This window comes from Micromonospora sp. WMMD735, assembly GCF_049178995.1.
GTDB classification, from domain to species: domain Bacteria; phylum Actinomycetota; class Actinomycetes; order Mycobacteriales; family Micromonosporaceae; genus Micromonospora; species Micromonospora wenchangensis.
On sequence record NZ_JBMHMJ010000002.1, the window covers coordinates 180,324 to 199,832 of the forward strand.

The 19,509-nt window shown below is 71.6% G+C and carries 17 protein-coding genes and 1 pseudogene; 8 read left to right on the forward strand and 10 right to left on the reverse strand.

Annotation, left to right across the window (positions count from 1 at the left end; all coding sequences use genetic code 11):
* The first annotated feature begins 97 nt into the window (after window positions 1-97).
* Window positions 98-742, forward strand: coding sequence for a Dps family protein (locus ACN268_RS01205; RefSeq protein ID WP_421481307.1), 645 nt, complete (start codon window positions 98-100; stop codon window positions 740-742).
* Between the two features lie 93 nt (window positions 743-835).
* Here ACN268_RS01205 and ACN268_RS01210 read toward each other — a convergent pair whose 3' ends face one another.
* Window positions 836-1,753: a hypothetical protein gene (locus ACN268_RS01210; RefSeq protein ID WP_421481308.1), complete on the reverse strand. Its 918-nt coding sequence runs from the start codon at window positions 1,751-1,753 to the stop codon at window positions 836-838.
* Between the two features lie 3 nt (window positions 1,754-1,756).
* Window positions 1,757-2,554 (reverse strand): MerR family transcriptional regulator, encoded by a 798-nt coding sequence (locus ACN268_RS01215; RefSeq protein WP_421481309.1) that lies wholly within the window; start codon window positions 2,552-2,554, stop codon window positions 1,757-1,759.
* 298 nt (window positions 2,555-2,852) lie between these two features.
* Here ACN268_RS01215 and ACN268_RS01220 point away from each other — a divergent pair, with 298 nt between their 5' ends.
* On the forward strand, window positions 2,853-3,536 hold the full coding sequence (locus ACN268_RS01220; RefSeq protein WP_421481310.1) for a response regulator transcription factor: 684 nt from the start codon (window positions 2,853-2,855) through the stop codon (window positions 3,534-3,536).
* Window positions 3,533-4,972 carry a HAMP domain-containing sensor histidine kinase gene (locus tag ACN268_RS01225; protein ID WP_421481311.1) on the forward strand — a complete coding sequence of 480 codons (1,440 nt, stop codon included), beginning with the start codon at window positions 3,533-3,535 and terminating at the stop codon, window positions 4,970-4,972. Before ACN268_RS01220 ends, ACN268_RS01225 begins: the two co-directional genes overlap by 4 nt.
* A gap of 348 nt (window positions 4,973-5,320) precedes the next feature.
* Here the strand turns inward: ACN268_RS01225 and ACN268_RS01230 are convergent, their stop codons facing one another.
* Complete coding sequence (locus ACN268_RS01230; RefSeq protein ID WP_421481312.1) at window positions 5,321-7,396, reverse strand: MMPL family transporter; 2,076 nt, start codon at window positions 7,394-7,396, stop codon at window positions 5,321-5,323.
* A gap of 458 nt (window positions 7,397-7,854) precedes the next feature.
* Between ACN268_RS01230 and ACN268_RS01235 the strand changes: the two are divergent.
* Window positions 7,855-8,065 (forward strand): annotated as a pseudogene (locus tag ACN268_RS01235) (IS5/IS1182 family transposase); the annotation flags it as partial.
* Window positions 8,066-8,151: 86 nt separating this feature from the next.
* On the opposite strand, the gene ACN268_RS01240 reads toward ACN268_RS01235, so the two are convergent.
* The gene (locus ACN268_RS01240; protein WP_421487060.1) at window positions 8,152-8,505 is read right to left on the reverse strand and encodes a hypothetical protein; all 354 of its coding nucleotides are present in this window, start codon (window positions 8,503-8,505) and stop codon (window positions 8,152-8,154) included.
* Window positions 8,506-9,602: 1,097 nt separating this feature from the next.
* Window positions 9,603-9,830, reverse strand: a complete 228-nt coding sequence (locus ACN268_RS01245; protein ID WP_421481313.1) for a TM2 domain-containing protein — start codon at window positions 9,828-9,830, stop codon at window positions 9,603-9,605.
* A gap of 175 nt (window positions 9,831-10,005) precedes the next feature.
* Here ACN268_RS01245 and ACN268_RS01250 point away from each other — a divergent pair, with 175 nt between their 5' ends.
* From ACN268_RS01250 to ACN268_RS01265, 4 genes are all read left to right on the forward strand, one after another.
* Window positions 10,006-10,245 (forward strand): hypothetical protein, encoded by a 240-nt coding sequence (locus ACN268_RS01250; RefSeq protein ID WP_421481314.1) that lies wholly within the window; start codon window positions 10,006-10,008, stop codon window positions 10,243-10,245.
* A gap of 93 nt (window positions 10,246-10,338) precedes the next feature.
* Window positions 10,339-12,792, forward strand: coding sequence for a hypothetical protein (locus tag ACN268_RS01255; RefSeq protein ID WP_421481315.1), 2,454 nt, complete (start codon window positions 10,339-10,341; stop codon window positions 12,790-12,792).
* Between the two features lie 5 nt (window positions 12,793-12,797).
* Entirely contained in the window at window positions 12,798-14,159 is a 1,362-nt protein-coding gene (locus tag ACN268_RS01260; RefSeq protein ID WP_421481316.1) for a condensation domain-containing protein, read from the forward strand.
* 1 nt (window position 14,160) lies between these two features.
* Window positions 14,161-15,390 carry an MFS transporter gene (locus ACN268_RS01265; RefSeq protein WP_421481317.1) on the forward strand — a complete coding sequence of 410 codons (1,230 nt, stop codon included), beginning with the start codon at window positions 14,161-14,163 and terminating at the stop codon, window positions 15,388-15,390.
* Between the two features lie 63 nt (window positions 15,391-15,453).
* Here ACN268_RS01265 and ACN268_RS01270 read toward each other — a convergent pair whose 3' ends face one another.
* The 5 genes from ACN268_RS01270 to ACN268_RS01290 form a co-directional block, all read right to left on the reverse strand.
* Window positions 15,454-15,858, reverse strand: a complete 405-nt coding sequence (locus ACN268_RS01270) for a GntR family transcriptional regulator (RefSeq protein WP_421481318.1) — start codon at window positions 15,856-15,858, stop codon at window positions 15,454-15,456.
* The gene (locus tag ACN268_RS01275) at window positions 15,855-16,583 is read right to left on the reverse strand and encodes a hypothetical protein (protein WP_421481319.1); all 729 of its coding nucleotides are present in this window, start codon (window positions 16,581-16,583) and stop codon (window positions 15,855-15,857) included. Before ACN268_RS01275 ends, ACN268_RS01270 begins: the two co-directional genes overlap by 4 nt.
* A 158-nt stretch (window positions 16,584-16,741) precedes the next feature.
* Window positions 16,742-17,401 (reverse strand): response regulator, encoded by a 660-nt coding sequence (locus ACN268_RS01280; RefSeq protein ID WP_421481320.1) that lies wholly within the window; start codon window positions 17,399-17,401, stop codon window positions 16,742-16,744.
* A complete protein-coding gene (locus ACN268_RS01285; RefSeq protein ID WP_421481321.1) occupies window positions 17,398-18,555 on the reverse strand; it encodes a sensor histidine kinase in 1,158 nt (385 codons plus the stop codon). The genes ACN268_RS01280 and ACN268_RS01285 overlap by 4 nt, the downstream gene beginning before the upstream one ends.
* Complete coding sequence (locus ACN268_RS01290) at window positions 18,555-19,388, reverse strand: CPBP family intramembrane glutamic endopeptidase (RefSeq protein WP_421481322.1); 834 nt, start codon at window positions 19,386-19,388, stop codon at window positions 18,555-18,557. The genes ACN268_RS01285 and ACN268_RS01290 overlap by 1 nt, the downstream gene beginning before the upstream one ends.
* Window positions 19,389-19,509: the final 121 nt, after the last annotated feature.

Sequence of the window (19,509 nt, forward strand, 5' to 3'; positions counted from 1 at the left end):
GGACGGTGCCCGAGAAGCCGACCCTCCCCGCGCTGACCCGAACTGCCGTCTCGACGTCACCGCGCTTCGCCACACCGATCCCGAACAAGGAGAAGAGATGTCGCCGAGCACCTACCAGCCGAACGTTCCCGCCTACACCGTCCCCGGACTCAAGCCGGACACCGCCGCCGAGGTGATCTTCCTGTTGCAGGACCGGCTCAACGCGCTCAACGACCTCGCGCTGACCCTCAAACACGTCCACTGGAACGTCGTCGGACCCCACTTCATCGCGGTCCACACCATGCTCGACCCGCAGGTCGACGCCGTACGGGTCATGGTCGACGACGTCGCCGAGCGCATCGCCGCTCTCGGCGGATCACCCGTGGGGACGCCGGGGGCACTGGTCAGGCAGCGCGACTGGGACGACTACCCGATCGGCCGGGCGGACACCCACGCCCACCTCGCCGCCATGAACGTCGTCTACGGCGCAGTGATCGAGGCGCACCGGGCCGCCATCAACGAGACGGAGAAGGCCGACCCCGTCACCCAGGACATGCTGATCACCCAGGCCGGACGCCTGGAGCAGTTCCACTGGTTCGTCCGGGCGCACCTGGAGACCGACGCCGGCACGCTGGTCACTCAGGAGACCCACGACGAGAAGGCGGCCGCCGAGCACGGCCGCAACGGCACCGCCACCCGCGTTCACCAGGCTCGGCGGACACCCGCACCGTGGCGCGGTGGCCCCCGGGCAGGAGGCCGATGACGAGAAGGCGGAAAAGGTGACTGCTCCGGTCAGCGCCATCGGTCCGGTCGTCGGAGGGCTGTCGCCGCGCTGGGCGCTCTCGGCGTGGCGGGGTCAGCTGAGGACGGCCGCCAGGTGGTCGTAGGTCGGAGCGAGCTGCCGCAACGTTCGGGCGGCGGGTTCCGTGCGTCCGTTGACGATGTCGTGCTGGAGGCTGCCGACCAGCCGGGCCTGCCGGGTAGCGACGGCGGCGGCCTCGTCGTGGCCGAGGCTGGCGAGTGCGGTGGCGGCATCGGTGAGCCGCCGGGCGCCGACCCGGATCGCGAAATGCGTCAGGTGAGCGTGTGTCTCGGGGTCGAGTCCGTCGGTAACCAGGTCAGCGAGGCGGTGCACCGCTGCGGCACCGCCGATGGTGCCGGGTGGCACGGCGAGGTCGTCGCGCCCACGTAGCCAGGCGACCGCGCCGGGCAGGGCCGCGCGCAGCGCTGCCTCGGTGGTGACCTCGCGGACCTGCTGGAAATCGCCACGCATGGTGTACGGCTCGGCGTGGTAGAAGGTGATCGTCTCGGCACGCCAGGCGGCCAGGAAGTCCCGGGTCGGCAGGGTCGCGTAGGGGCAGCCGTACGGATCGTGGAACCGGACCAGCGTCTCGTCGGCTTCCAGGACAGCCACGAAGTGGTCCGACCCGATCGGTCCGGTCATCCCGGGCACGTGCCGCAACAGCCCCATCTCCAGTGGACCGGCCAGGACTGGGCCGGTTGTGACCGCTTCGTTGAGCATCGCCAGGGCCTGCTCGCCGTCGTCGGCGCCGTGTCGGCGGCAGGTCCAGCCGAGCAGAGCGATCGCGTCGTCGATGCCGCGGTCGTCCCAGCCGTACGGGTCGAACAGCGGCAGCCGCCCGCCGAGCAGATGCATGCCGAACGGCGAGCCGGTCAGCACTTCGACAATCGATGGGGAGGGGGCCGTCGGGCCGAGGGCCATCGCCAGCGAGTCGGCGTAGCAGTAGGGCCCGGAACCGATGTAGGGGTGCATGCTTCAGCTTCCTTCGCCGGTCGAGACGGGGTAGGTGACGTCGAGGAGCGCACCGTCGGTGCCGGGCCGGATCTCGACCGGGCTGGCGAGGCTGATCAGGCGTTTCGCGTCGATCCATGCCTCCAATGTCTCGTAGGCGTGCAGGATGTCGGGGAATCCGGCGTCGGCTTCGGCGACCGGCAGGTATGCGTCGGTGCCGGCCGGCGACAGCCGGACGCGCAGGTCGTCGACGGGTTCGACGGCGCCGGTGAACGCCACCGCGACCTCGACAGGTCCGTCGCTGTCGTGGGTCACGAACCCGTGGAAGTGCACCAGGGTCGGCCCGTCGCTGGGCACACCGGTCGCCTGCAGCCGGGCCCGGATGCGGTGCTGTGCATCGGTGACGAAGGTGTCGAGTTCGCCGATGCGCACGCGCCGTTCCTGACACAACAGCTTGCGTGGTGGCCTCAGTCGCAGCCCCGGAGCGGTCGTGATCGGTGCGGCGGCACCGTCAAGGGCCTCGATCAGCTCGCGCCGGCGTCGAAGCTGGGCCTCCTCGGCTGCCAGCCAGGCGCGGAGTTCGGCCTGGCGGGCCTGCGGGCTGAACTCCAGCAGGGTGGCGATGCGCGCCAGCGGCAGGCCCAGGACGCGCAGCCGGGCGATCAGCCGACCACGGGGAATCTGATCCCGGTGGTAGCGGCGGTAGCCGGTGGCGGGATCGATGGCCGCGGGCACTAGCAGACCCTGTTCGGCATAGAGCCGCAGTGCCTTCGACGACAGGCGGGTCGCGGCACCGAACTCGCCGGGCGGGATCAGCTCCACGTCGTTCACCCGCCCAGCCTGGGCCATGCCCCTGGGGCGAGGTCAAACATACTCGCCTCGTCCTCGTCACCCAGGCGGTGCCGATGCGATGCGAGGCCGGCCGCCCTGCTCGGATCGTCGGCCATCCTCGACCTACCGACAGGTGCAGCGGCGGGAGCTCGTCTGACCAACTCTTGGCCCTGAGCTGAGGCGTCCGGATGAGCCCGGCCCGCAGCGGCTCTAATACTGGCCTCAGGTGGATCGGGGAGGATGATCGGCAAACGCGTCGATGGGAAGGGGGCGGGCCGGCGTGCGGATCATGATCGCGGATGATGAGGCGGCCATCCGTGAGTCACTGGAGCGGGTGCTCCAGGTGGAGGGTTACGACATCAGCACCGCCGCCAACGGTCTCGCCGTGCTCGACGGGATCCACAGACCGGACGGTGACACCCTGGATCTGCTGATCCTCGACGTGATGATGCCTCGCCTCGGTGGGTTGGAAGCCTGCCGGCGGCTGCGGGCCGCCGGCCGGGATCTGCCGGTGTTGATGCTGACCGCCCGCGATCAGGTCTCCGACCGGGTGGCGGGGCTGGACGCGGGCGCCGACGACTATCTGCCCAAGCCCTTCGCCACTGAGGAGTTACTGGCCCGGGTGCGTGCCCTGCTGCGCCGCCGCGCCTCGGGCGACGCGGAGTCGCCGATCCTGTCGTTCGCCGACGTCCGCCTCGATCCCGACAGGTTCGAGGCGTGGCGGGGTGTGCGACCGCTACGCCTGACCCGTACCGAGTTCTCCCTGTTGCAGGTCCTCATGCGCAACGCGACCCGGGTGTTGACCCGCGACGCGTTGTTCGAGGCGATCTGGGGCTTCGACATGACCACCACCGCCAACAACCTGCAGGTGTACGTGAGCTACCTGCGCCGCAAGATGGAGTCCGAGGGCGAACCCCGATTGATCTACACGCTGCGCGGCCTGGGGTACACGTTGCGGGAGACCCCTCCGTGAGCGGGCTCGTCGGCCGCGAGCAGCGCCGGCTGAGCCGTTGGTGGCATCGGCAGTCGCTGCGGAGCAGGCTGACGGTGATCGCGGCGACGGCCATCGCGGTCAGCGTGTTCGTGGCTTTCCAGGTGGCCAGCGAGCTGATGGACCAGAAGCTGCGGGACACGGCCGAGACCCAGCTGCGCGCCGACGCCCGCGTGCTGGCGACGAGCGCGCAGCGCGTCGGCCTGACGAAGGTCCAGCTACCGCAGTACTCCGGGTCCGGTCGGCTGGTGCGGCTCATCCTGCCCGACGGCTCGACCCGGACGCCGGCCGGCCAACCCGCGCTGCCCGCCGTCAGCGAGCGCGCCGGGCGTGTGGCGCAGGGGGCGTCGTCCGATCTGCTGGAGTCGACCGACTGGAACGACGGCTACCGCATCTACACACTGCGCACGGTTGACGGCGCGGTCCAGGTGGTCGACCTCGCCGACGACGGCCCGGTCAACCAGTTCGGGTTCGGCATGCTGCTGATCGGGTTGTTCTGCGTGGTTGGCGGCGCCCTCATCGGGCGGACCGTGGCGCGGACCGGGCTGGCCCCGATCGACCGGCTGACCGCCGCCGCGGTACGTGTCGCACACACCCAGGATCTCGACGCCGACATCCCGAACGAGGGCGGCGGGGAGATCCGGCGACTGATCCAGGCGATCAACGACATGCTGGCCGCGCTGCGGGACTCCCGACAGGCCCAGCGGCTACTCGCAGAGGACGCCGCCCACGAACTCAAGACCCCGCTCACCAGCCTGCGCCTCAACATCGAGTTGCTGATCCGCCTCGATCGGCGCGGCACCCTCGGCACCGCCCTCTCGGCGGAAAGCCGCACCCGGCTGCTCAACGATCTCGGTGCCCAGGTGGCCGAACTGAGCACCCTTGCCGCCGAGCTGACCGACCTGGCACGCGGCGACGTCAGCGACGAGAGCACCGAGCTGCTCGATCTCGCCGACGTGGTGCTGGCCGCCGCAACCCAGGCGCGTTCCCGGATGCCCGACATCGAGGTCGCGCTCCACGTGACCTCCGTGTGGGTCAGCGGACGCCCCGCTGCTCTGCGACGGGCAGTGCTCAACCTCATCGACAACGCCGGCAAGTGGTCCCCGCCGGACCAGCCGGTCCGGATCCGGCTCCGGGCCGAGGACACGTCGGCGGTGCTCGAGGTCGACGACGCCGGGCCGGGCATCGACGACGCCGACATACCCCGGGTGTTCGACCGGTTCTACCGGGCCGACAGCGCACGGGCGCTGCCGGGATCCGGTCTGGGCCTCTCGATCGTGAAACGGGTCGTCCACGCCCACGGCGGCCGGGTCACCGTCGTCCGGTCCGCACGCGGGGGCGCGCTGCTGCGGGTCGCCCTTCCGGCCGCGGCCCCGCCCGCCCCGTTCGCTGCCACGGAGGGCACCGCAGTGCGCTGACCCGCCCCGGCAGCACGACGCACGATACGAGGCAGCAGGCATCAAGCATGGCCCCGCGCGGCCCACCTCAGGGTAGGACCCGGCAGCTCCGACCCGGCCAAGACCCCGGCCGGCATCCGGGAGAAGGTGCCCTCCAAGGCCCACCCGCAGAAGCGCATGAAGATCGACTCTCAGGAACCGACCCGCAAGGCACGTCACGCCACCGCACCGCCACGCGCGTCACCGGCGCTCACCGTCGCGAACCCGTCTTGGCCGAGACCGCGCGACACCGCGACCGCCACTCGGGCCGACGACGAGACCCGGGGCGGGCCTGGAAGCCCGTCCCGGATCTCGTACGTGTCTGCGCGCTCACCGTTGCAGGGCGGGCTCCTCGTCGTCGACGGGCGGCCGCCGACGGTCCGGCAGTTCCACAGGTCGCGACAGCCGGCTCGGCCACCAGATCCGCCGACCGATCAGCAGGGTGAGGGCGGGCACCAGCACCGACCGCACCAGCAGGGCGTCGAGCAGCACGCCGAAGGCGACCAGGAACCCGACCTCGACCAGCATCACCAGCGGAAGCGTGACGAGGACCGCGAACGTGGCCGCCAGGACCAGGCCCGCCGAGGTGATGACGCCGCCGGTGGCGGAGAGAGCCTTGAGCATGCCGTCTCTGGTGCCCAGACGTACGGTCTCCTCGCGGGCCCGGCTGACCAGGAAGATGTTGTAGTCGACGCCGAGCGCCACCAGGAACAGGAACGCCAGCAGCGGCACCGAATAGTCGATGCCCGTGAATCCGAGGATCGTGTCGAAGATGAACACGCTGCCGCCGAAGGCCGCAGCGAATGAGACGACCACGGTCGCCATGAGGAGCAGCGGGGCGACGATCGCGCGCAGCAGCAGCGCCAGGACGATCAGGACGACGGCGAGCACCAGCGGGATCACCAGCTTCTCGTCGCGCCGGGTGGTCACCTCGGTGTCGAGGTTCTCCGCACTCGGTCCGCCGACGATCGCCTCGGCTCCGTTCACCGTGTGCACGGCGGCGCGTACCCGCTTGATCGTGTCGTACTCCGCGGGGGTGTCCGGCGCGTCGGTCGGGAACACGGAGATGTCGGTCCAGCCTCCGCTCGTCCGGCCCGGGATGGCCTGGGCCACGCCGGGGGTGCGCCTGGCGATGTCGAGAACCTGCTCCTGGTACGCCGGCCGCGTGAAGATCGTCATCGGCTGGCCGCCGAGTTCCGGAAAGTGCTGGCGCAGGACGGTGAAGCCGGTGACCGACTCCGGCGCGTTCAGGAACTGGTCCTGTTCCTGCAGAGCGCCGGTGTTCCCGGTCAGCCCGATGGAAAGCAAGCCGAGGATTCCGAACGACCCGAGCGTCGCCACCCACCGGCGGCGGCTGATGGCGGTGCCGAGCCGCCCCCACAGCCCCGGCTTCTGCTGCACAGCGGTGTCGAACCGGGGGATGGCCGGCCAGAAGATCCGCCTGCCGAGCACCACCAGCATCGCCGGGAACAGCGTCAGCATGGCCACCAGCGCGCACAGGATGCCGGCCGCGCCGATCGGCCCGAGCCCGCTGGTGCTGTTCAGGTCCGCGGCGAGCAGGCAGAGCAGGCCGGCGACCACGGTGGCCGCGGACGCGACGATGGCCGGTGCCGCACCGCGCAGCGCGTGGACCATCGCGACCCGGACGTTCTCGTGGTGATGCAGTGCCTCCCGATATCGAGCGATGAGCAGCAGCGCGTAGTCCGTGCCGACGCCGAACACCAGGATCGTCAGCAGCGCCGAGTTCTGGTCGTTGACCACGATGCCGAAGCCCTTGACGAGCAGGTAGACGCTTGCCATCGCCGTCAGTGCGGCCGCGCCCACGGCCACGAGCGGGATGAGCCACAGCACCGGACTGCGGTAGGTGAGGACGAGCAGGACCGTGACGACGATGACGGTGGTGAGGAAGACCTGCAGGTCGATGCCGTCGAAGACGGCGTCCATGTCGCCGTCGATCGCGGCGGGGCCGGTCACGTCGAGTTCCAGGCCGGCGGGGCGGTCCTTCGCGGCGTCACGTAACGGGCCGACGATGGCCTCCGGTACGCCGTAGGTGGTGCTCACGTCGAGGGTGAACATCATCGCCTTGCCGTCGGTGGAGCGCCTCGTCGCTGAGCCTTCGTCGTCTTCGTCGGCCGGAGCCGCCACCTTCGGTGGGTACCGCCTGGTCAGAGTGTCGTGGTGGCGTTCGACCGTCGCGCGGTCGGCGTCGGTCAGGCCGCCGGCGCGCCTGTACACGAAGACGTACGTGTTGTCCTCACCGCCGGGGAGACCGTCCTCCAGCACCGCCACCTTTGTGGACTCGGCGCTGGCCGGCAGGGTGTCTGCGGCTCTGTCGGTGGTGACCGAACTCAACTTTCCGCTCAGCGGCACCATCACCGCCGCCAGTGCCATCCACAAGCCGATCACCAACCACGGCACCCACCGGCCCGCCAGCCGGCTGGGCGGCGCTTCTCCGTGGGGCGCTGCGTTAACCGCCATTCAATGGCCTCCTACATACGCGTTACATCGCCTGTCTGACGCGTATTTCGTACCGAGCGAATCTGAGACGATCATTAATGCGGTGCTCAGGGTGCAGGCCCGGATCCTGAAGGCGCCGATGCTCGCCAGCACCACCAGACCGGCGCGGAAATCTGATGGGAAGCCACGTTCGAATTCCATCCGCTATTCGCGGTGCCGCCCCTGTCACGAGGAAAACGACCGCAGCGCGACGAGACACGACCGAATCGAGCTGGCGTCGATCACAAGATCACCACGGCGAACGGCCACGAGGCGAACCGCGACGACAACGGCATCGAATACCCCGAGCAGAGGCCCTCAAGGACGTCTCGTAGCTCGGTGGCTGGTCCATGGTGGATCATGTCGGGGTGCAGGTGATCAGTGCGGCTCGCACGGAGTGGACCTTCCCGTTCACGGGGCTGCGGCCCGTCCAGTTCCGCAGACTGGTCAGGTTGGTCGCCGAGCGTGATGGTGATGCGATCGCTGACGGTCGGCCGGGCCGGCAGTGGTCGCTCGACCAGGCCCGATCGGGTGTTGCTGGTGGCCGCGTACTGGCGCACGAACCTGACGATGCGGCGTCCGCAGCGACGGCGACGAGACGATCGATCTTCGATGCCAGGTCCCGGTGGACAAGGCGTAGACGTCGAAGGCGAAACGAACCCTCGTCAGTGCGGCACAGCGGGGATGATCCAAACCACCATGAGGAACAGCGGTGCAGCGGCGAGGGTACCGCGGATGAGGGGCCAGCTGATCTGGCCGCTTCTGCTCGGAAAGCTCGGAAAGAGCCAGAGCAGGATCAGACCGGTGATCAGAGGGACGAGCAGTAACGGCATCCCGACGGTGAGCCCGAAGATCACCATCTCCATCCACGGTGATTCGTCATGGCCCACCCGTTCGTGAGATTGCTGGCTCAGCACGACGAGGTAGGCGGCGACCACCAGCAGGTGCCAGCCGAGCAGGACCATGAACGGAGGGACCGGATCCCGTTTGACGGTGTCCTGCGTGTCGATCTCTCGCACGTGGTCCCTCCCGGGAGAGCAGCTAGACCTTAACGCTCTATCGCTAGCAGTGGAACCCGAGCCGATCCAGACCGCCGACGTGAGGTGGCTGCTCGCTCGGAGGCTTGGCCGTACGGCTAAGGCGTGTCCGAGGATTCACCGCGTCCGCTGTTGCGTGGCCGATACCTGAGAAGACCGAGCGCCCAGACTGCAGACGCGACGCCCAGAAGCGACAACGCTGTTGCGGGTTCCCTCGCGCTGACGAGCCGTCCGAGGTACGCCGCTGCGAGTAACAGAAAGAACAGCCCATTGCAGAGAAAGAACATCCCCGCATCGGCCGGCTGCCGCCATCCTCTCCGCACAACGGGCGACGGGCGACCGGTCAGCAGGAGATGGACACCGTAGATGGCAGATGTCATGCCGCCGATGCCAGACAACATCTGAAACACGTCGCGGGGGTCCACGGATCCTCCAGAACTTTGCCGGATGCAGCGCCACACATCATCACCTCACTGCCGAAATCCGCACCAGCGGACCCGGCGAACACCGTCCCGATCCGCCCTGCGACACCGGCCACATCAACAGGTTCGTCGGTCCTGACCCTGATCGCTTCCGCTCCCCACGGCGGCTCCGCTTCCGCAGCCCATCCCGGCCACGATTCGCGCAGGTGGTGGTCGTCTTCCTGCAGGACTGTCGCACCGGTGGAGATCCACCTCGACGAAGGCGAGATCCACAGCCTGTGAACCACCAGGACTCCAGGACGACGCCACCCGGCGTCGCCGCGGCCAACTCCCACATCACCCGAGACGCTGCGGCACCGAACGCCGGGCCGGAACCCCTGGTGCCGCAACCGACATGGCCTCCTTGAGGGCGTCTCTCCCGATCAGGACGAAGCCGAGGGTCGGAGCCATCAACCCGGCGAGGGTGCTCCCTCCCGAGCCGGGCAAACCGTTGACCAGGACGAGACGATCGACTACGTGGCGGTGGTGCCACGTCGGCTCCACCCGGTCCGCGACGGCAACAAGAGCACTGGCGAATCGTGGCTACGACAGCGTCGCCACGACACCTCGCCGTCTTTCCGCGGCCACTCCGGCGTCCTGGCGGTTCACGGAGCGCGTCTACATGTGCGGTTGTCCCGACATGATCAGCTGATTGATACGCCGGACCTCGCCGGGCAGCGTAAAGAGGTCGATCAGTGGACCGATGCCCAGGCAGCCGAGCGTCAGGAGGTAGACGACTGCGCGCCTGTTCACGCCGAGGTAGAAGTAGTGGCCGCCGAACAGGCCGAGGAAGACCAACAGCAGGTACGCGACGGCGAGAGATTTCGGCTGCGCCGGCTGGGTCACTTTTTCCCCTGATCGTAAGGGTTTCCGGGCCTGTCAACAGGTCCGTCGGACGGTCCGGGCCGCCTGAACCAGGACGGTACCACGATACCTGTCGGATCTCCTTGCATTGATGCCCGTCGGCGTTCGGCGGCGTTGTCAACGATCTGCGGCACGACGGTGCTGATCGGTTCCGGCCGTGCCGCCCCGCTGGCACCTGCCGCAGGCGCGGCCGTCCCGATCGGCCGAGCACGACGGGTATCCGCCGCCGACCACGCCCCAACAGATTGATTCAACTCAATTGTTGGGCGAGAATGGCGGGATCAGGGGCCGTCATCGCCCGTCTTCCTCGTCCGGTCGGGAGGAGGTGTCGAGCATGGAGCGCTACGAGGACCTCGAAGGAACCGCCGTCGGTCTGATCAACGCCGTCATCAACTGACGTCGCCGGTCACCAACCGGGCGGGCACGGGCTGTCCCATCGTCGCGTGTCCGCCCCTCGGACCGAACCAACCGACCGGGCGGGAGGACAGCGTTGGCCGACCTCACCTGGCGGGACCCGGCGGCATCGCCGCTGCGCCCGCTCATCGACCTGACCGCCGATGCCACGGTCCCGCCGTCCCTGGTCGCCGAGACGGCACTGTTCTGCGCCGACCAGCCCGACCCCTGCGGCTGGCTGCCCGCCCACGCGCCCCCCGCCGACCTGCGACGCGCGATGTGCCGCGCCGGCCTGCTCGACGCCACGGACCCCCTCGTCGTCCCACCCGGGGTGGCGCAGCGGCTCACGGCCGAGGACCCCGCCGGCCTGCTGTGGGCGGCCCGACTGATGCGGGCGCTGGGCCGCCGGCAGGACGCCGCGACCCTGCTGCGCCGCATCGGTTCCGACGCGCCGCCCCCGGTGTACGCCTGGCGTGATCTCCTGCTCGCCGAGGACGGCCGGCAACCACTGCCCCCGGTACCCCCCGAGGCGGCGGGCCTGCCGGTCCGCCTCACCACCGCACTCGCCCACGCCCGCTCCGCTGTGACCGACGGGCAACCGGCCACCGGGGCCCTCACCACGGCGGATTCCCTGGCCGCCGCCCTGACCGGCGACCGGATCGCGGTGACCGCCCGGGCCCGGGTCCTCGCCGCGCGGCTGCGCTCCCCGGGCGAGCCGGTGCCGGACGCCGACACGATCCGCGCCGTCGCCCACGTCCTGGGAACGGACCGGACCGACTTCCTCGCCCGCGACGCCGCCCTGGCGCTGTTGCGGGCCGCCACCCGGGCCGCCCTGGACGGCACCGGCGTCGGGCCGGCGTACGAGTTCGCCAGTGCCGCCCTCGACCTCGATCCCACCGGCGCGGCGACCAGACTTCTCGCGGCGGACGCGGCCCGGGCGGCGGGCGACCGGGAGACGGCCCGCACCCACTACCGGGTGGCCGTCCGCACCGGCCTGGCCGAGCGCACCGCCGCGCTGGCCGGACTGCTCGACCTGGCGACCCCCGCCGCGCCCGACGAGCCCACCGGTGGGTCGGCTCCGGCAGCGGACACCGGCGAGCTGGTGGGGGCGCTGGCCGACCTGCTCGCCACGGATCGCCGCCCAGATCGGGACCGGTTGGCGGTGCTCGTGGCGCGGCGTCCGGCGTTGGACGGCACCGCCGGCGCCGACGCGGTGCGGTGGGCGGTCGCGGCGCAGGGTGACCCGGCGGCCGGGGCGCGTCCGCTTCCGCTGGAGCGCTACCGACCGTTCCTCGACCTGAAGCCGAGCGCGATCCTCGACCCGGTCGACACGCCACCGGTCGCGATCCACACGCCGCTGATGTCGTACGCCGCCGTGCTGGAGCGTCGCGAGCCCTGGTTCCGGGAGATCCACCCGCAGCGGGCCACGGCCGCCATGTTCCGCGACGAACTACAGGCGACAGCGGCGGTGTACGGGTACGCCTCCGATGCCGCCTCGGCCGACTACGCGACGTGGCTGGCCGCCTCCGACGGCTGCCCGCCCGACGTGCGGGACCGACTGGCCGACGTGTCGGACCTGCCGCTGCTGGACCGGGCGTTGCTGGGCCGGCTGCTGTCCGCGCTGGGTTTCCACACCGAGGCCAAGCGGATCCTCCCCGGACCGGACGTGCCGGTACGCGACCCCGAGAGCGCGTACGCGCTGGCCAGCTGGATCTTCGCCGAGCAGATGCTCACCACGGGGCACGCGGCCGAGCTGGAGCCGCACTTCCGCACCCTGTACGACCAGCTCGGTGACGACGTCCGCTACGCCCGCACGCGGGTGGTCACCACCATCAACGCCACCGTCAACGCGGCCCGACGCCGGGAGCCCGACACCATCGCCCGGTGGCGCAAGCTCGGCGAGGAGGACCTGGCCCGGTACACCGCGCTGCCCGAGGTGTCGGACTTCGACGCCGCGATCATGACCAGCAGATGGTTCCGGGCCATGGGGTTCCTGCCGTTCCTCACCGGCGACCGTGACCTGCTGCGCGCGGACATGGACCGGTGGCTCGGCATCGCCCGGGAGCTGACCGGACACGACGGGCACACCCGGGTCATCGCCGCCGACAACTACTTCCCGGCCGTGGAGACCGCCGTGCGCACCCACACCCACCTCGGCGAACGGGACACCGCGCTGGCTCTGGTCGACGACCTGGCGCAGCGGATCGACCCGATCGACCCGAAGACCTGGCTCACCGCGGGCGAGCTGCGCTACCAGGCCGGCGACCACACCGGGGCGCTTGAGGCGTACCTGCGGGCCGCGCACCTGCAGTTCCCGTACGGCCGGATCTCCTGGTTCAACGCCGGCCAGGTGCACGAGCAGCTCGGCCGGGCGGACCTGGCCGCCGAGTGCTACCGCCTGTCGCTCGCGCACTGGCCGACCGGGGTGACGCCGCTGCGCCGCCTGCGTGACCTGCACCTGCGCGGTCTGCTGCCCGACGACGGGGGAGTGCTGGCGGCCTGGATCGCCGGCCAACCGGCGTGGCCGCAGCTGCCCGCGTTCCCGGGGTGAGCCGGGTGCGGGTGCCGCCCTACGGGGCGCAGCATGAACTGCTGCTGCTCAGCGACACCGACGGGGCCGGCCTGCCCCGGCACAACCCGATGCCCCGGGCCTGGACGCTGTGGCACGTCCGGGGTGAGGTGGACGTGCCACGTCTGGCCGCCGCCATGCGGGCCGTCGCCGCCGGCAACGATGTGTGGCGGGCCCGGTTCGCCCCGGGCCCGGAGCTGGTGTACGGACCCGAGCAGCCCTTCCCGGTGACCATGGTGGACTGTGCCGACGTGCCGGCGGACCGGTTGCTGGAGGCGGCCGGGGCGGCGCTCGGCGAGGCGGTGTACGCGCCGATCGACCTGCGCCACGACCCGCTGGCCGGGGCCTGCCTGGTGCGGCTGGCCCCGGACGAGCACGCGCTCGCCCTCGTGGTGGACCACGGCTTCGCCGACCACGCGACGCACACCCGGTTCGTGCGCCGTACGGCGGCCGCGTACGAGCATCCGGGGCGAGCCCTGCCGTCGCTGCCGTCGTTCTTCGCGCACGCGGCCGGGACCGCCGCCGATCCACGACGCCCGGCGTCCCGGCAGTTCTGGGCGGAGGCGATGAGCCGGGACGTTCCCGCCGTCGCGTTCCCCGGCGGGCGCTGGAAACCGTGGCGGGACACCACCGCCACCGCCGCCTCGCCGCTGCGGCTCGACGGTGCGACCACCCGGGCCATCCGGTACGGCCGGGACCTCACCGGCGCGACCGGCTCCGGTCTGCTCCTGGCGGCCCTGTCGTTCCTGCTGGGACTCTGGGCCGACGCGCACGTCCCGGTGCTGTACGCGCGGGGCGGCCGGTGGACCCGGGAGAGCGTCGAGGTGCCCGGCGCGCTGCACGAGGCGGTGGTGAGCGTACCGCCGGACCACCTGCCCGCCGTCTCGCTCGCCGACCACGTCCGTGCTCTCACCGCCGTCAACGCCGCCGCGCCGCCGCTGCTCGGCCGGTGGCTCACCGACTTCGGCGGGGTCGAAGCCCTGCGGGAACGGCGTCGGCTCGTGCTCAACGTGGTGGCGGCGGAGCCCACCGTCACGGTGGGCAACGCCACGATCGGCCCGGCGGGCCGGCTGCTGCGCGGTGCCGTACGCCCGCCCGCAGGCCGGCGCGGCTTCCCCGCCCACAACGCGCTGCACCTGGCGGTGACGTGGTCTGCCGAGCAGCCCGAGGTGACCGTCCACCACGACCCCGAGGTGCTGCCGGCCGCCGCGCCGGTCGGTGCCGCCCTGGTCCGGTTCTTCGCGCTGCTGGCCGAGCGGCCCGACATCGCCGCCGACCGGGCCGCCGACCTGCTACGGGCGACGTGGCTGCGGACGGCCGACACCCCGACCACGGCCGCGTCGACCTGACGTGGCGTACCGCCGTGGCGGGCTGCTCCGGCAGCACGACTTCCGGTCCCTGTGGCTCGGGGCGGTCGCGAGCCAGTTCGGTGCCCGGATGGCCCTGGTGGCGCTGCCGTTGGTGGCGGCCGGCCCGATGCACGCCTCCGCCTGGCAGGTGGGTCTGGTCGGCACCCTGGGCACGGTGGCGTTCCTGGTCGTCGGCCTGCCCGCCGGCGCGGTCGTCGACCGGGTGCGGCAACGGCGGCTGCTCATCGGCACCGACCTGGGGCGGGCCGTGCTCGTCGCCTCGCTGGCCGTGCCGGCGGCACCGGGCGGGGTGGCGCTCGGCCAGTTGTACGTCGTCGTCCTCGGCGTCGGGGTGCTCACCGTGTTCTTCGACGTCGCCCACCAGAGTTACCTGCCCCGGGTGGTGCGGCCCGACGAGCTGGTCGAGGGCAATGCCCGGCTGAGCACCACCCTCGCGGTGGCGCAGGTCGCGGGGCCCGCACTGGCCGGGCTGGCCGTCGAGCTGGCCGGCACCGGAACCGCCGTCCTGCTGATCGCGGTGGGGTTCGCCGGGTCCGCCGCGTACCTGGCCCGGATCGGGGCGGCCGATCCGCGGCCCGCCACCACCGGCCGGTCCCGGCTCGCCGGGCAGATCCGCGACGGCGTGGCCTACGTGCTGCGCCACCCGGTGCTGCGGGTGCTGGCGCTGGCGGGCGGCGCGTACAACATGTTCGCCCTGATGGTGCAGACGATGGTGCCGGTGCGGCTGGTCAGCGAGCTGGGCGCGTCCCCGGCGACGGCCAGCGCGTACTTCAGCGCGGGCGGCGCCGGCGGCATCCTCGGCGCGGTCGTGGCCCGGCGGCTGACCCGCCGGCTCGGGCAGTACCGAGCGGTCTGGCTCTGCCTCCTCGCCACCGCGCCGTGCGCGCTGCTCACCCCCCTGATCGACAGCGTCGGCGGGATCTGGCTGGCGGCCGGCGGCTACCTGCTGCTGTGGGCGGGAGCGACGGCCTCCAACGTGGCCCAGGTCAGCCTGCGTCAACAGTTGTGCCCGCCCGGACTGCTCGGCCGGATGAACGCCACCATGCGGTTCCTGCTCGGCGGGGCGATGCCGGTGGGTGCGCTGGCGGGCACCGTGTTGGGGACCGCCGCCGGTGCCCGAACGGCCCTGTGGGTGGGTGCGGCCGGTCTGCTCCTGTCCTGCCTGCCGCTGCTGCGCCTGCGCGTCCCCGCCGACCGGCGGCCCGCGTGAGCCTCAGCGTCGAGGATCCGGTGTCGGTGCGTCGTTCGACGGTGCGGCAGGGCGCTGCCGATCTCAGGGGTTCTCCACGGCTGACGGCGTTGCTTTCAGTGCGGCGGCGAGGGCGTCGGTGAGTTCCTCATCACCGGCACCGAGGAGGCGACCGGCGGTGACGAACTCACGGGCCCGCAGGGTCAGGGCTTCGAGCCGGGCATCCGGCTGCAGGACGGCTGCGGAAGCCACCCGGGTGCCGGCCGCCCGTCGGGTGACGACCAGGCCGGCCGCCTCCAGCTCCTGGTATGCGCGAGCCACGGTTCCGTTGGCCAACCCCAGATCGGCGGCGAGTTGCCTGACCGTCGGAAGTCGCTGCCCTTCCGCGAGCACCCCCCACCGGATGAGCTCGGCGATCTGCTGACGGACCTGTTCGAACGGGGGAACAGCCGAGGACGGGTTGATCCGGATGGCGGGGCCGCTCGTCATCCGGCTAGCCCGTCGGCACCGACGTGGCTGGCAGCACCGGTCACGGCGCCGGGGAGCCGGTGCGGGGCCATCACCAGGGCACCCGCGTAGCCGCCGAAGATGATCAGGCCGAGCCCGGCAAGGAGGCTGAGGGCGAGACCCCAGGCGGGTGAGCCACCGGCGCGCCAGTCCCACTGGCGATCGGCGTACCAGAAGGCGAGGGTGGTGAACACGATGGCGAACACCGCCGTGCAGGTGTAGACCGTGCGGCGGATGGCGGCGTGACGCCAGCTGTCGTCCGTTGCCGTATCCGCCTCGTCGGCGCCCGCCTGGGGAGCACGAACGATCAGCCACACGATGACGATGGTCAGGGCGGCGGTGACACCGAGAGTGATCAGTGTGCTCGTGAGGCTGACCGGTGCCGCGGTGCCGAAGTACTTGACTTCGTGATCGGGGCGTTCGGGGGTGGGGAAGCCGGCGAAGAGCGTGATGCCGACCCCGAGCAGCGCGATCACGACGACTTCCCGTCTCGGCGCGTAATCCCGGACGCGTCGGGGAACCAGACTGGCGGTGCCACGGCCCCGGCCCGGTCGTGGTGTGACGGCTTCACTGGCGAGAGCACCGAGGAGGGTCGCCAGGACCAGGGCGATCGGAGCCAGGTCGAACAGGTAGGTGCGGGTCAGTGCGAAGGCGGTCCCCACACCGACAGCCATCCCGACCATTCGATACCGGCCACCAGTGGTCATGACCCCTCCTTGTATCGAAGTTCTGATACAAGAGTAACCACTTCGCTGCCGTGTGTCACCCCCTGGTGCACGGGACGGTACCGGGAGAGCAGTCGGATGCGCAGGCACCGCCGCCGAACCGGGCCCGGACATCGTCGTCGGTGACGGAGCGGGGGCGTTCAGGTCACCAGCCCGGTCCGGTACGCGTACACCACCGCCTGCACACGGTCGCGCAGGTCGAGTTTGGTGAGGATGCGTGAGACGTACGTCTTGACGGTCTCCTGACTGATCACCAGCCGGGCCGCGATCTCGCTGTTGGACAGGCCGTCGGCGATCAGACGCAGCACCTCCAACTCGCGCGGCGTCAGTCCCGTGTCGTCCGGGGTGCCCTCGGCGGGGCGGATGCGTGCCGCGTACCGGCCGACGAGTTGCCGGGTCACCTCGGGTGCCAGCAGCGCCGCCCCGCCGGCGACGGTGCGGATACCGTGCAGCAGCTGCGCCGGTGGGGCGTCCTTGAGCAGGAAGCCGCTCGCCCCGGCGCGCAGCGCCTGGTAGACGTACTCGTCGAGGTTGAACGTCGTCACCACGAGCACCCTGACCGGGTGGGTCACCCCGCTGCCGGCCAGCAGGCGGGTCGCCGCGATGCCGTCGAGGACCGGCATCCGTACGTCCATCACCACCACGTCCGGACGCAGCCGCCCGGCGAGATCGACCGCCTCGCGCCCGTTCCCGCACTCGCCCACCACCTCCAGGTCGGGTTGAGCGCCGATGATCGTGGCGAAGCCGGTCCGGATCAGCGCCTGGTCGTCGCAGACCAGCACCCGGATCGGCGCGGTCACGACGCGTCACCGGTGGGGATGCGGGCCCGGACGACGAAGCCCTCGTCGTCCCGGCGTTGCGCGCTGAACTCGCCGCCGAGCACGGCGACGCGGTCCCGCAGCCCGGCCAGGCCGCGCCCGCTCCCACCCGGGCCGGCGGGGCGGGTACCCGGGCCGGCGGTGCTGATCTCCACCGTGATCTCCCTCTTCCCGTGGTGGACGTGCACGGCGGTGCGGCTGCCGTGGGCGTACTTCAGGGCGTTCGTCAGCGCCTCCTGCACGACCCGGTAGGCGGCGGCCTCCGCGCCGCCGACGGTCTCCGCCGGGCTGCCGTCCTGGGTGAACTCCACCGGCTGCCCGGCCCGCCGGGTCTGCTCGATGAGTGCGGGCAACTCCCCGACGGACGGCACGCGCGGGTCGGCGCGGTGGTCGGGGTCGAGCAGGTCGAGCAGGATCCGCAGGTCGGCGATGGCCCGCCGGCCGGTGTCGGTGATGGCGGTGAGGGTGGTGTCGAGGCGGTCCGGGACGGCCGTCAGGTAGCGTGCCGCCTCGGCCTGCACGACCATCGCCGTCACGTGGTGGGTCACGATGTCGTGCAGTTCACCGGCGATGCGGGCGCGTTCGGTGGCGCGGGCGGCCTCGGCGGCCCGCCGGCGGCGTTCGGCCTCGGCGGCCCGGCTCTGCCGCAGCCAGGCCCCGGCGCCCCAGGCGAGGGTCAACGCCAGGTAGAAGGTGAGGAAGCCACCCACACCCTCCGTCGACCCCTGCCGGTGCAGGGTGACCGCCAGGGCGACGTACGCGGCGGAGCCCACGACCAGGGTGGCGCGTCGACGACGTTCCAGGTGGACGCCGGCGCTGAGCAACGCGACGGCAAGCGCGGTGCCCGCGACCGTGTGGTAGGCGCGTACCTGGTCGACGGCGAAGCCGAGGGACACCAGGGCGAGGCAGATCCCGGGCCACCGCCGGCGGACGGCCAGCGGGAGGCACTCCAGGGCGATCGCCACCACGGTCAACGCGTCGAACGGGCGGCCGGGCAGGTCACCGAGTTGCGTGCTGCGGTCCTGCAACACCGGCACCGGCGCGCAGGCGAGGGCGAGCAGCAGCGCCAGCGGGAGGTCCCGGACCGTGACCGGCCAGCGCCGCCACCGGTCCGCAAGCGTCCGCGGGTCGACCATCAGGAGACGGTAACGTCCGCCGTCGGCACGTCGACCGGCCGGCGACGCGGGATGATGCGACCCCGACGGTGGGCCAGCGCCAGGAACACCACGGTCAGTGCCAGCCCCGCCAGCACCGTGTACAGACTGGCCTCCGGGCCGAAGTCGCCGCCGCTGAGCAGCGTCGGGCCCGACGTGCTGGCGTCCAGCAGTCCCTGCGACTCGCCGTTGCCGGAGACCACGACGCTGAAGATCCCCGCGGCGGCGAAGTTCCACCCGAAGTGCAGCCCGATCGGCACCCACAGGGTGCGGGTGGCGGCGTAGCAGGCGGCGAGCATGAAGCCTGCCTCGATCGTGACGGCGGTCGCGCCCCACACGCCCGCGTCGGGGTTGGCCAGGTGGACCAGGCCGAACAGCACCCCGGTCACCAGCAGCGACAGCCAGGTCCCGAGGCGTTCCTCGACGAGGCGGAACAGCAGGCCCCGGAAGAGCAACTCCTCGGTCACGGCGGCGGCCGCCATGAACCCGAACAGGCCCACCATGCCGGTCACCGAACCCGTGCCGTGCACGTGGTAGCCACCCAGCAGGGCGATGGTGACGACGACGGCGGCGAACATGACGAACCCGATGACCACGCCCCGGACGATCCGGATGCCGGCACCGGGCCGGGCCAGCTCCGTGACCTCCCGTCGTTCGGTACGACGCACCACCCACCGGTACGCGAGGAGCGTGGCAACGGCGGTCGCCACGCCGAGGAGCAGGGTGAGCCAGGGGTCGTCCTGCACCGCGGCGACGGCCCGGCTGCCGACGAGAGCGGTTGCCGCGACGGCGAGGACCTGTTTCAACACACGCATGACGGGTTCCTTTGCGGGGTGGGCGGCCGGAGTGCCGCGGGCCACCTGGAACGCTAGGGATCGGCGGGCCGGGAATCGTCACCGTGCGGTGGACACCTGCGGGTAGCTCTCGCGGGGGACG

Bases quoted from the DNA above. Each gene is read 5' to 3' on its own strand.
- ACN268_RS01205 (WP_421481307.1), top strand. From the start codon at position 98: ATGTCGCCGAGCACCTACCAGCCGAACGTTCCCGCCTACACCGTCCCC.
- ACN268_RS01210 (WP_421481308.1), bottom strand. From the start codon at position 1,753: ATGCACCCCTACATCGGTTCCGGGCCCTACTGCTACGCCGACTCGCTG.
- ACN268_RS01220 (WP_421481310.1), top strand. From the start codon at position 2,853: ATGATCGCGGATGATGAGGCGGCCATCCGTGAGTCACTGGAGCGGGTG.
- ACN268_RS01270 (WP_421481318.1), bottom strand. From the start codon at position 15,858: ATGACGAGCGGCCCCGCCATCCGGATCAACCCGTCCTCGGCTGTTCCC.
- ACN268_RS01275 (WP_421481319.1), bottom strand. From the start codon at position 16,583: ATGACCACTGGTGGCCGGTATCGAATGGTCGGGATGGCTGTCGGTGTG.
- ACN268_RS01285 (WP_421481321.1), bottom strand. From the start codon at position 18,555: ATGGTCGACCCGCGGACGCTTGCGGACCGGTGGCGGCGCTGGCCGGTC.
- ACN268_RS01290 (WP_421481322.1), bottom strand. From the start codon at position 19,388: ATGCGTGTGTTGAAACAGGTCCTCGCCGTCGCGGCAACCGCTCTCGTC.